Source organism: Methylobacterium sp. WL6 (assembly GCF_008040095.1).
Classification (GTDB): Bacteria; Pseudomonadota; Alphaproteobacteria; order Rhizobiales; family Beijerinckiaceae; genus Methylobacterium.
Genome location: NZ_VRVH01000173.1, coordinates 1 through 9,527, shown reverse-complemented (window position 1 = coordinate 9,527; position 9,527 = coordinate 1). Strand labels below are relative to the sequence as shown.

14 protein-coding genes and 1 pseudogene are annotated in these 9,527 nt (G+C 63.0%); 14 read left to right on the top strand and 1 reads right to left on the bottom strand.

Annotation, left to right across the window (positions count from 1 at the left end):
• The 14 genes and pseudogenes from FV230_RS19185 to FV230_RS19130 form a co-directional block, all read left to right on the top strand.
• Positions 1 to 438 (top strand): annotated as a pseudogene (locus tag FV230_RS19185) (PhnA-like protein); the annotation flags it as partial.
• Positions 439 to 440: 2 nt separating this feature from the next.
• On the top strand, positions 441 to 941 hold the full coding sequence (locus FV230_RS19180; protein ID WP_147843522.1) for a YsnF/AvaK domain-containing protein: 501 nt from the start codon (positions 441 to 443) through the stop codon (positions 939 to 941).
• Complete coding sequence (locus tag FV230_RS19175) at positions 938 to 1,843, top strand: YsnF/AvaK domain-containing protein (protein ID WP_147726156.1); 906 nt, start codon at positions 938 to 940, stop codon at positions 1,841 to 1,843. The genes FV230_RS19180 and FV230_RS19175 overlap by 4 nt, the downstream gene beginning before the upstream one ends.
• A gap of 30 nt (positions 1,844 to 1,873) precedes the next feature.
• Positions 1,874 to 2,335, top strand: a complete 462-nt coding sequence (locus FV230_RS19170; RefSeq protein WP_246694923.1) for a hypothetical protein — start codon at positions 1,874 to 1,876, stop codon at positions 2,333 to 2,335.
• A gap of 49 nt (positions 2,336 to 2,384) precedes the next feature.
• Positions 2,385 to 3,080, top strand: a complete 696-nt coding sequence (locus tag FV230_RS19165; protein WP_246694922.1) for a hypothetical protein — start codon at positions 2,385 to 2,387, stop codon at positions 3,078 to 3,080.
• Between the two features lie 84 nt (positions 3,081 to 3,164).
• Positions 3,165 to 3,635: a YidB family protein gene (locus FV230_RS19160; RefSeq protein ID WP_147726155.1), complete on the top strand. Its 471-nt coding sequence runs from the start codon at positions 3,165 to 3,167 to the stop codon at positions 3,633 to 3,635.
• Positions 3,636 to 3,779: 144 nt separating this feature from the next.
• Positions 3,780 to 3,908, top strand: a complete 129-nt coding sequence (locus tag FV230_RS30880) for a YidB family protein (protein WP_348642152.1) — start codon at positions 3,780 to 3,782, stop codon at positions 3,906 to 3,908.
• Positions 3,909 to 4,020: 112 nt separating this feature from the next.
• Positions 4,021 to 4,212, top strand: a complete 192-nt coding sequence (locus FV230_RS19155; RefSeq protein ID WP_147726154.1) for a hypothetical protein — start codon at positions 4,021 to 4,023, stop codon at positions 4,210 to 4,212.
• A 63-nt stretch (positions 4,213 to 4,275) separates the two neighbouring features.
• A complete protein-coding gene (locus tag FV230_RS19150; RefSeq protein ID WP_147843521.1) occupies positions 4,276 to 4,638 on the top strand; it encodes a CsbD family protein in 363 nt (120 codons plus the stop codon).
• A 39-nt stretch (positions 4,639 to 4,677) separates the two neighbouring features.
• Positions 4,678 to 5,121 (top strand): hypothetical protein, encoded by a 444-nt coding sequence (locus FV230_RS19145; RefSeq protein WP_147726152.1) that lies wholly within the window; start codon positions 4,678 to 4,680, stop codon positions 5,119 to 5,121.
• Positions 5,118 to 5,525 carry a phage holin family protein gene (locus FV230_RS19140; protein ID WP_187275555.1) on the top strand — a complete coding sequence of 136 codons (408 nt, stop codon included), beginning with the start codon at positions 5,118 to 5,120 and terminating at the stop codon, positions 5,523 to 5,525. Before FV230_RS19145 ends, FV230_RS19140 begins: the two co-directional genes overlap by 4 nt.
• Positions 5,522 to 5,878: a DUF3618 domain-containing protein gene (locus FV230_RS19135; RefSeq protein ID WP_147843520.1), complete on the top strand. Its 357-nt coding sequence runs from the start codon at positions 5,522 to 5,524 to the stop codon at positions 5,876 to 5,878. Before FV230_RS19140 ends, FV230_RS19135 begins: the two co-directional genes overlap by 4 nt.
• A 321-nt stretch (positions 5,879 to 6,199) precedes the next feature.
• Positions 6,200 to 6,361 carry a hypothetical protein gene (locus FV230_RS29810; protein ID WP_187275554.1) on the top strand — a complete coding sequence of 54 codons (162 nt, stop codon included), beginning with the start codon at positions 6,200 to 6,202 and terminating at the stop codon, positions 6,359 to 6,361.
• 146 nt (positions 6,362 to 6,507) lie between these two features.
• On the top strand, positions 6,508 to 7,662 hold the full coding sequence (locus tag FV230_RS19130) for a YihY/virulence factor BrkB family protein (RefSeq protein WP_147843519.1): 1,155 nt from the start codon (positions 6,508 to 6,510) through the stop codon (positions 7,660 to 7,662).
• 344 nt (positions 7,663 to 8,006) lie between these two features.
• On the opposite strand, the gene FV230_RS19125 is transcribed toward FV230_RS19130, so the two are convergent.
• Positions 8,007 to 9,389: a pilus assembly protein TadG-related protein gene (locus FV230_RS19125; protein WP_147843523.1), complete on the bottom strand. Its 1,383-nt coding sequence runs from the start codon at positions 9,387 to 9,389 to the stop codon at positions 8,007 to 8,009.
• Positions 9,390 to 9,527 lie beyond the last annotated feature (138 nt).

Here is a 9,527-nt window from a genome sequence, read left to right as displayed (position 1 = left end):
TCGCTGCCCGGCATGGACAACCCGTTCTCGAACATCGAGAGCAAGGTCCGCAACGGCACCGGCAACGATCCGGAGGCCCTGAAGAACGCCGCCGTCAGCGCGATGCGCGCTGCAGTGACCGGTGACGCAGCCCAGCAGAAGGACGCCCAGGAGAAGGCCGCCCAGGCCTTGGCCAAGGCACAGAACATCCCGGTCGAGCAGGCCCGGACCCAGGTCGCCGACTACACCAAGCAGTTCAACGACACCGTCGCCCAGACCAAGGAGCAGGCCAAGCAAGCGGCCGACACCGCCGCACGCGTCGGCTCGCAGGGCGCGCTCTACGGTGCCCTGGCGCTGATCCTGGGTGCGCTGTCGGCCTTCTTCGCCGGCCGTGGTGCCGCCGTCGATCCGGTGCTCACCCGGACCGCCCCCGTCGTCACGACCCAGCGTCGGGTCTGACGGTGAGCGACCCCTCCGCCATCGAGCCGCGCCTCCTTGGGTCACAAGGCAAGAAGGCGGCGGAGGTCGCCGTCGGCGAGAGCGTAACGCTCCCGCTGATCGCCGAGACCGCCCGCATCGACAAGCGGGCGGTGGACACCGGGCGGGTGCGGGTCTCGACCCGCACCGAGGCGGTCGATCAGGTCCTGCGCGAGACCCTGCGCAGCGATCACGTCGGGGTTACCCGGGTGCCGATCAACCGGACCCTGGCCGAGGGCGAGACGCCCCCGGTGGTCCGCGAGGAGAACGGTGTGACCATCATCCCCGTCCTCGAAGAGATCCTCGTCGTCGAGAAGCGCCTCGTCCTGAAGGAGGAGGTGCATGTCCGCCGGACCACGGCGGGCGAGGACGTCGAGGTCCCGGTGACACTGCGCAAGCAGCACGCCGTGGTCGAACGCGTGGATCCGGAAGGCCACGCCAGCGAGCAGATCAATCCCCTATCAGCTCAGGAGCAAACATTATGACGCAGACGATCACCGCGCTCTTCGATCGCCCGACCGAGGCACAGGCCGCTCAAGCCAAGCTCGTCGCCGCCGGCATCCCGCAATCGGCAATTAAGCTGGTGCAGGGAGCGCAGACGGCCCGCACCAGCGGCTCTTACGACTACCGCAAGGACGAGGGCGGGTTCTGGGGCTCGCTCAAGGACTTCTTCATGCCCGAGGAGGATCGCTACGCCTACAGCGAGGGTCTGAGCCGAGGCGGCACGCTGCTGACCGTGAGTGTCGAGCCGACGCAGTCCGACACAGCCTACGACATCCTGGAGCAGAACGGTTCGATTGATCTCGACCAGCGTGAAAGCGCTTGGCGCCAGGAAGGCTGGAGCGGCTACTCGGCCAGTGGAGCAACGGCAGCTAGCTCGACCTCGGGTACGACGGCGACCGGAACGACGGCTACGGGCGCCGCGGCGCTGAAGGCCGCCGGCACGACCACGGGCGAGTCGGACTACATCCCGGTTGTTGAGGAGCGGCTCAACGTCGGCAAGCGCATGGTCGACAGCGGCCGGGTGCGGGTGCGCTCCTACGCCGTTGAGAAGGCGGTAAGCGAGAACGTCACCTTGCATGACGAGACCGTGCACGTCGATCGACGTGTGGTCGACCGAGCGGTGACGCCTGGCGACATGGCCCTGTTCGAGGACAAGGTCATCGAGGCCACCGAGATGCGCGAAGAGGCAGTGGTGTCTAAGGAAGCCCGGGTCGTTGGCGAGGTCGGCATCCGCAAGGATGCGGCTCAGCGCGTCGAGACAGTGACCGATAAGGTGCGCCATACCGAGGTCGAGGTCGAGGACGAGCGCGGCAACGTCAGTCGCACTGGCACGACCGGCACCACCACGACGGACGCCGCGCCCGGCACCCGCAAGCCGGTCTGATCCATCCGAGAAGCGCTGCCTGGAGCTTTGATGCACCAGGCAGCGCATGATGCCGAGATCCGAGTTCGGGTCGGCCCGTTCTCGACCGCAACCCGTCAAACAGGCGCCGCCATGTTCCTGAACCGCTCGCTTCTTCTCCTCTTGCCGCTGCTCGCGGCAGCACCCGCATCGGCACAGACAACCGTCACCGGGCAGCCGGCAGCAGGTGGGGTCTCCAGCGCGACCTCCGGTGGTCAGAACGCCGTGACGCGGCCGAACACGGATCACGCCAACGCGACAGTGGTCACAGGAGCGGGAGCGAACGTCAAACTGGAGCGGGGCGCCAACAGCTTCACTGAGGGTGAGGCCCGCCGACGTCTCGATCAGGCCGGCTATCACGAGGTCAAGAACCTCAAGAAGGACGGCGACGGCATCTGGCGCGGCGATGCGCTGATGGGCAGCAAGCCGGCCAGCGTCGGCCTCGACTTCAAAGGCAACGTCGCAGTGCGCTAGCCGGTTTCCGCGTTCGATTCATCCGGTTCAAACCCCTCGGAGTGCTTCCATGCCCACACAGACCCTCTCGGCCCTGTACGATCGCTACGACGACGCTGCCGCGGCCGTGACGAAGCTGGAGGCGGCCGGTGTGCCGCACTCCGACATCAGTCTCGTCGGCAACAAGACGGAGACGACCACCACTGGAACCAGCGATCCGGTGGACCATGCCGCCAACGGTGCAGGGACCGGTGCAACGCTTGGCACGATCCTGGGTGGCGGTGCCGGTCTCCTCGCTGGCCTCGGGCTGATGGCCATCCCGGGCGTCGGTCCGGTCGTGGCTGCGGGCTGGCTCGTCGCGACGTTGACCGGTGCCGGCCTCGGTGCCGCGGCAGGTGGTTTGACCGGTTCGTTGACCAGCGCCGGCGTGAGCGAGACCGATGCGCATGCCTACGCTGAAGGCGTGCGCCGGGGTGGTTCGCTACTGACCGCGAAGGTGGATGAGGCCCACGCCGCTGTAACCATGCGCATCCTGGAGGAGCATGGCGCTGTCGATCTCGACGCACGTACAAAGGGTTGGGAAAGCGAGGGCTGGAGCAGCAAGACGGCTGGCGCGTCGCAAAGCGATACTTCGACCTTGATTGGTTCGGACGCAGCCGCAGGCTCGATCGTGCGCGAGAACGATGCGGTCGGCGCTCCCGTGGCTAGCCCGGATACACGGACGTCCGGTGCTCGCCGGGTGCGTGTCTACAATCACCCGGTCTGATCATCGGGATCCGCGCGCCAGCGCAGCCTCGGCATCGACTAATCCGATCAACCTGGTCGAAAGGCCGCTTCAGGAGTCCAGATCATGGGCCTACTCGACAGCATCATCGGCAGTGTGGTCGGCGGCAACGCCAGTCAGCAGCAGGGCGCCGGCGCCAGTCCCCTTGTAGGCGTCCTGATGAGCCTTCTGGCCGCACGGGCTGGAGGCGGCGGCCTCGGCGGCATGCTGGGCAACGCAGGCGGCGGTCTCGGGGGTGGCCTCGGGGGTCTGCTCGGTGGCGGAGCCGGAGGTCTCGGTGCCCTGGTCGAGCAGTTTACCCAGGCCGGCCATGGTGGGGCAATCAACTCGTGGATCGGCCAAGGACAGAACCAGCCAATCGCACCGCACGATCTCGGAGCGGCGCTCGGTCCGGAAACGGTGGGGCAGCTCTCACAGCAGACGGGCATGGGAAGCTCCGACCTGCTGTCGCAGCTCTCCCACTTGTTGCCAGGTGTGATCGACCAGCTCACCCCGCAAGGCCGGATGCCGACCGAGCAGGAGCACGCACACTGGTAGCTCTTGTTGCGCCTACCCAGGACAAAACGAGCTTTGCCGTTCCAATTGGATCAGCACAGAGGTGTTCGTCCTTGGCTCCTGACGACAACGCTTGCCTTTCTGATGGTCGGCAGCACCGAAGCCAACCACTAACTATCGATTAGTTTGGACAAGCTCGATACTCATTCGAGACAGGCCGGCCTCTCCCGCAACGAGCTTCTTTCCTGGCTCTCATCAGAGCTTCCTTCGGCGGTGGACCGCTACACCCCCGACGGCAGGCTGCCCGCCCATTGAGGCGTTGCACCTGAGGACATTCCGCATGCCGGTCGGGATCCCTCCCGTCCGGACGCGCCGGTCGAGATGACCGCAACGAGCACCGTGACGGTGCCACCCGAGGAACACGACCATGGCCAAGACCGCGCACGCTGAGGCTGCCAAGCACCACGAGGCCGCTGCCAAGTCGCACAAGACCGCCGCCGAGCACCACGAGAAGGGCGACGAGACCGCCGCCGCCAAGCACTCGAAGGAGGCCCATGGCCACTCCGAGAAGGCGCACGAGAGCTCGACCAAGGCCCACGGCAAGAGCGCCAAAAAGTAACCGATCCGACCCAATCCCCGGACGCGCATCTCGCGCGTCCGGCACCAACTTGGGAGAAGAGCCATGGACGAGAACCGCATTACCGGCGCGGCGAAGGAATTCGGCGGCAAGGTCCAGGGGGCCGTCGGCGACGTCACCGGCGACCACGAGACAAAGGCCAAGGGTGCGGCCAACGAGGCCAAGGGCAACGTCGAGAACCTGTACGGGCAGGCCAAGGACGCGGTGCGCGACGTGGCCGACCAGGCCTCCGACCTTGCGCAGGGTGCCATGAAGCAGGGTCGCGACGCCTTCCCCGACGCCGAGCGCGCCTACCGCCAGGGCGCCGATACGGTGACGAGCTACGCCAAGGAGTCCCCGCTGATGATGGCCGCGATGGCGGGCTCGCTCGGCTACCTTCTCGCGATGGTCGTTCACGGCCGCCGCTAGGCCCGTCCCCACATCGTCCCGCAGGTCAGGAGCAGCACCATGAGCGATCCCACCCGACTTGCGGGTCCGCCCCTCGCCGATGGCCCGATGCAGGCGCCACGCTCACCGGCTGGCTTGGCCGATGCCGTGCGCGACCAAGCCAGCGGCTATGCCGACCGGCACAAGATCGAGGCTGCAGGCTTCCTCTCCGAGCTCGCCGGCGCGCTGCGTTCGGGCGGTAGCCAACTCAATGGACAAACACAGGTAAAGCCGTTCGTCCACGCCGTCGCCGACAACCTCGACGCGTTCTCGGACCGTATCATACGCCGAGGCTGGCGTGAGCTTTACCGCGACGCCGAGGGGGGCGCACTAGGCCACCCGTTGGCGACGGCCCTGGTGGTCGGGGCGCTCGGGTACGGCGCTTTCCACGTCATCCGGTCCGGCGAAGGAGGTGCTGGCAAATCCCCCGGTGAACCCAGGCAGGCGTGGGGCGGGTACCCTTGAGCGCCGTCCCGCCACCCACGTCTCCCCATGGCATTCCCAGTTTGCTCGCCGAAGCGCTCCGGGGTGCAGGCGACGTCGTCCGGGGCGAGATCGCCCTGTTCCGCCAGGAAATAACCGACAGCCTGCGAAGCGTGGTCATCGGCCTCGCGGCGATGGCCGGCGCAGCGGTGTTCGCAATCGTCGGCTTCCTGGTCCTGGTCGACGCTTTGATGAAGTGGCTCGCCGCTGTCGTCGGCTCGGAGGCGCTCTCCGCCCTGATCGTCGGTGTCGTCTTCCTCGTTCTCGGCGTCGTCCTGGCGCTGACCGCCAGGAGCCGGTTCTCGCTCAACGGGCTCATGCCGACTCGGACAGGCCGCCAGCTTCGGCAGGACGCCACCGTTATCAAGGAGCACGCAGACGCATGATGAGTGATGCCGACGCACTGGAGCACGAGATCGAGGCAAGCCGCGGCCGCCTGGGCCGGACGCTGGACGGTCTTACGCAGCGCCTCACCCCCACCGGCATCGTCGAGGACATGCTCGGCAGCATCCGCCACGACGCGACCGGGGCCGTCCTCTACGACGGCGCCCTGGAGGCTGTCCGCCGCAATCCGGTGCCAGTCCTCATGATGTGCCTCGGCACCGTGATGCTCCTCAAGGGCAAGGGTCCCATTGGGGGGGCTGCCTACCGAGCCACACGCGATCCGGATCGGTTCGCCGTACCGAGCACTGCCATTGCCTCGAAGCCTCCAGCTACGGCATCGAAAAATTCCCGGTGACCGAGACAATGACAGTCCACGACGCAGAAATGGCCAGCGTCGAAAACAGCCTTGGGACGAGGCGATATGAGCTCGCCGCGACACTGGTCAAGCTTGGGATATTCGGCAGCAGCTTTCCGTCCAGTCAGCACCTGTTCTAGCTGGACCAAGTACGGCGCCTAAGCCCACATAATGGCAATGCACTGACTTCCCACCCAGAGAAACGCATTTAATTGCAGCTCGCTAATTCGATGAAATAGCGAAAACACTGCGGCTAAAGCACTTCTTTCTCTCAATCATATACCCATTGCGTCGAGTTAAAAGTATTGAAAGGATTCTCGCATGACCATCGAGCAAGTCTGCCTGGTGGTCGTTCTAAACCTTCTCATTGGCATGTTCATCGCACGGCTAAGGCACCTGCGTACGCCCCCATCCGCAAGCCTGATCTTGGTCGCGATGATCCTCACTGGCTTTGCGATGATCTGGCGCTCCCTCATGATCTAATATCGTCCACAATCGACCTGCTTCTGATCACAGCGGTTGGAAAAATTGTCTGAGCGCATGGAATGGGTCGCAAGACTGACGCAGATGTGCGTACGCTGCCTCGACCCGAGGCCCCCCCTTTTTGAGCCTACTTCCCGAGATGCCCCATGACTGACCCTATCCAACAGCTGACCCCGCAGCCACGGACTGAGACCTCCCCAATAGTCTGGACCCTCTTTCTTGGAACCGCGCTTCTTGGATTGGTGGCTCTACCGCATCGCCGACTCAGTTCGCGCCCAGAAGGCGCATCGAGTCAGCTAGGCGCCGAGGAAGGCCCAAGAACCCACGAAGGAGCGGCCGCTTCCCAGGTCGCAGATACAGAGGTTGACCGAGGCCGTAAGGCGTCCACCCCATCCGAGATCCCGGCCAAAGGTTGGCTCGATATTGGCAAGCGCCTGTTCCAAGAGTTCGGAAACGACCGTGTGCTGCTGGTTGCGGCAGGCGTCACATTCTACGCCATCCTGGCGTTGTTCCCGGCCATTGGCGCCTTTGTCTCGATCTACGGTCTTGTGGCCGACCCTACGACCATCAATGAACAGTTGGCCTCTCTTCAAAGCGTCATGCCGGGCGGTGCCCTCGATATCATCGGCGAGCAGGTCAAGCGCATCGCAGCAAAAGGAGGTGGCACCCTCGGTTTCACCGCGGCCTTCGGCATCGTCGTGTCGATCTGGAGCGCCAACGGCGGCATGAAGGCAATCTTCGATGCACTAAACATTGTCTACGACGAGAAAGAGAAGCGCAACTTCTTCTGGTTAAACCTGAGATCTTTGACTTTCACGGCCGGGGCACTTTTATTTGTGGTTCTAGCTCTTGTTGGTATCGTTGTGATACCAGCTGCGCTAGCCTTGTTGAATTTGGGTTCGATGGAGTGGGTCATCGCCTTGGCACGATGGCCGATCCTACTCCTCGTTGTCCTAGGCAGCCTGGCGCTTTTGTACCGATACGGTCCGAGTCGGGAAGCTGCTAAGTGGCGTTGGGTCACGTGGGGAAGTGGCGTTGCTGGTGTTCTCTGGATTGTCGTGTCAGCGCTGTTCTCATGGTATGTGTCAAGCTTCGGCAACTACAACGAAACCTACGGGTCCCTCGGAGCCATCATCGGCTTCATGACCTGGATCTGGATTTCTACGACCATCGTCCTGCTCGGAGCGGAGTTGAACGCCGAGATGGAACATCAGACAGTCACCGATACGACCACCGGTCGGCCGGAGGGGCTTGGTGCACGCAAAGCGAAGGTGGCTGACACGGTCGCCGCTTCCGCATGAAAAGCAGACGAGACGTGCGACCCATTGCGGTCGCACGTCTCATCTGCATCGTGACAGACTCTGTATTTGCCTATCAGTACTAAATTTAACGATCACTCGCATGTAAAAGATATTAATCCCATTGATTCGTATGTCGGGGATCCGACCGTTTTCCGCACATAGGCAGTCGGTGGTTCTCGACCGAACCCCGTCGCTTGGTTCGCCACAGGCGCTTCCAACAAGCGGCCATTCATCGACTTTCCAGCGACTTCGACTCGGGGAATAGGCCGAAGCGCGGGCGACGTCCGAAGGTGGACATCAAATTTCGCTTATTGACCAAACATTATATTTCGTTTCTGGAATTATCACTGGGTGAGTAGGAGCTTGCCTGAAATCGGACCAACGCCTTTAGGCACCGGCACGCTGGTAGCGTCGTAGTTTGCGTTGAGGTACAGGTTCGGTCCCTCATAGAGGTTGACTTGTGCGGCGACAATTACGGTGTAGGCGGACTGATCAGCCACAGGCTTGTCCGCGTCGATCACCAGCCGGCCAACCGGTAGGTAGATCGTCCCCAGCATGGTCCGCGCATCGTCACTGATGATGCGGTAGGTACGCAGAGGGCGCGTCACACCTAGGGGCTGAGGTGTCGGCGACGGGGCCGGGGAAAGAGGAGAGAGCAAAGCGCCTACGAAGCTGATGATTGCGGTCGTCGGGTCGACAGGACTGCTGACAGTTCGATCTTCGGCCATCAACAGGCCGGCCATGATACCCGTGGTTGGAGCCGCTAAGCTGATTGTAGACTTTTTGTCGAACAGCAAACCAGCCTGATCTCCGGCAAAAAACAGGCCGACATCCGTACCTGTCAGCGAGCCCTTCTGATCCACCACGAGCGGCCCATCCTTCATAACGTAGATGCCAGATCGAAGAGTGACGTTCGCCTTCTTCGTGATGTGCAAGCCGCCGCAGTAAGTGCCGGGATCAAGGGTGATGCTCTGGTCGACAAGGTTCTTACTGGTATCACCCTTGCTGTTGGCCGAAGCCGGGATCGGCATGCAACTGCCCGGTACGGGTAAAGAGCGATCCTTGAGCGGATCACCCAGCGTCGGACAGCCCGTTTGCGGTGGGGGTGCGAAGTTCGCTCGCGCTCCACTGTAGCCGCCCGCCGAGCAGATGGTCTGAGCTTTGGCCATGGCGCTGTCGCCGCCAACCATGCCTTTGACGTTGGATGAATTTGAATAAAGCGAGCACCCATCTGCGGTGACCTCGGCCCTCTTCTGCAGGTTGAAGGCGCCGGGTGCGCTCTGGTCGAGGGTGAGCATGCACAGGCGCATTTTGCCAACGACGTTGGCTCGCGCTTGTACCGCCACCACCATCGTACGAATGCCTACGAAGGCGCCGAAAGCCAGCCTCACCGTTTCCTCAGCGCGAGCGAACACACTTGTCTTATCTTTAGCTACAGTGACGGTGAGCGTGAATGGTCGATCCGGTAACAAATGGGCGCTGTCTCGAACCGTCTGTTCGGTCACGCCTTTGACTGACTCAACGGTCGATGATGCGAGCTTGAGGGTATTACCGCCAGCAAGGGTTCCCGCATCGACAGCGCTCTGAAGTTGGGTGCGGCGGTACGAGAGGCGGGCATAGTCGACGCCGCCGCCGACGAGACCAAGCAGTAGAGTTGCACTTAGACCGAAAATGATTGCGACACCGCCCCGGCAATCAACCCAGAAGCCATCTCGGCGACTTAGCATACTAGGTACTTCGAAGCGCGGCTCACCGATCGCCTTTGCCAGAGGGACAACCTTCACCTTTGGTGGATGAAAAAGGGATCGCATGGCACTTTGAATGACCGAAGAAAATCAAAATAGTCTTAAAGACGCGCAGAGACT

Excerpts from the sequence above, each read along its gene's own strand:
- FV230_RS19175 (WP_147726156.1), top strand. The coding sequence starts at position 938 with ATGACGCAGACGATCACCGCGCTCTTCGATCGCCCGACCGAGGCACAG.
- FV230_RS19170 (WP_246694923.1), top strand. The coding sequence starts at position 1,874 with ATGCACCAGGCAGCGCATGATGCCGAGATCCGAGTTCGGGTCGGCCCG.
- FV230_RS19165 (WP_246694922.1), top strand. The coding sequence starts at position 2,385 with ATGCCCACACAGACCCTCTCGGCCCTGTACGATCGCTACGACGACGCT.
- FV230_RS19160 (WP_147726155.1), top strand. The coding sequence starts at position 3,165 with ATGGGCCTACTCGACAGCATCATCGGCAGTGTGGTCGGCGGCAACGCC.
- FV230_RS19155 (WP_147726154.1), top strand. The coding sequence starts at position 4,021 with ATGGCCAAGACCGCGCACGCTGAGGCTGCCAAGCACCACGAGGCCGCT.
- FV230_RS19150 (WP_147843521.1), top strand. The coding sequence starts at position 4,276 with ATGGACGAGAACCGCATTACCGGCGCGGCGAAGGAATTCGGCGGCAAG.
- FV230_RS19145 (WP_147726152.1), top strand. The coding sequence starts at position 4,678 with ATGAGCGATCCCACCCGACTTGCGGGTCCGCCCCTCGCCGATGGCCCG.
- FV230_RS19135 (WP_147843520.1), top strand. The coding sequence starts at position 5,522 with ATGATGAGTGATGCCGACGCACTGGAGCACGAGATCGAGGCAAGCCGC.
- FV230_RS29810 (WP_187275554.1), top strand. The coding sequence starts at position 6,200 with ATGACCATCGAGCAAGTCTGCCTGGTGGTCGTTCTAAACCTTCTCATT.
- FV230_RS19130 (WP_147843519.1), top strand. The coding sequence starts at position 6,508 with ATGACTGACCCTATCCAACAGCTGACCCCGCAGCCACGGACTGAGACC.
- FV230_RS19125 (WP_147843523.1), bottom strand. The coding sequence starts at position 9,389 with ATGCTAAGTCGCCGAGATGGCTTCTGGGTTGATTGCCGGGGCGGTGTC.